The sequence below is a fragment of the Cobetia sp. SIMBA_158 genome, from assembly GCF_046566945.1.
Classification (GTDB): Bacteria; Pseudomonadota; Gammaproteobacteria; order Pseudomonadales; family Halomonadaceae; genus Cobetia; species Cobetia amphilecti.
Genome location: NZ_JAWJYL010000213.1, coordinates 1 through 288, shown reverse-complemented (window position 1 = coordinate 288; position 288 = coordinate 1). Strand labels below are relative to the sequence as shown.

1 protein-coding gene is annotated in these 288 nt (G+C 37.8%); it reads left to right on the top strand.

Annotated features, from left to right (window positions below):
- Positions 1 to 11 precede the first annotated feature (11 nt).
- Positions 12 to 288, top strand: a 277-nt coding sequence (locus tag R2R70_RS19680) for a hypothetical protein (protein ID WP_410978849.1), incomplete at its 3' end; no start/stop codon positions are given.

Genomic DNA, 288 nt, shown 5'->3' with positions numbered 1-288 from the left:
AAAAAATGGACATGAGTCATGTTGAACACTTACGTGACCGTTTAGGCCTACAAGATTTAGTCTCTGAAGAAGCAATAAAAGAGTTACCATACTTAGAGCTTGATGAAAGCTCTGAAGAGTACAAGTACTTACACGCTCGTCGTAAAGACTTAGAAGGTTATACACCAACACGTATAGCTAAGTTTTCTGAAAAATTACAGTTGCCAGAAGTAGCAGCATTTAAGCCACTACTTGAAGAGCAAAAACGTGATATTTCAACCACAATGGGCTTTGTTCGTGCTCTTAATA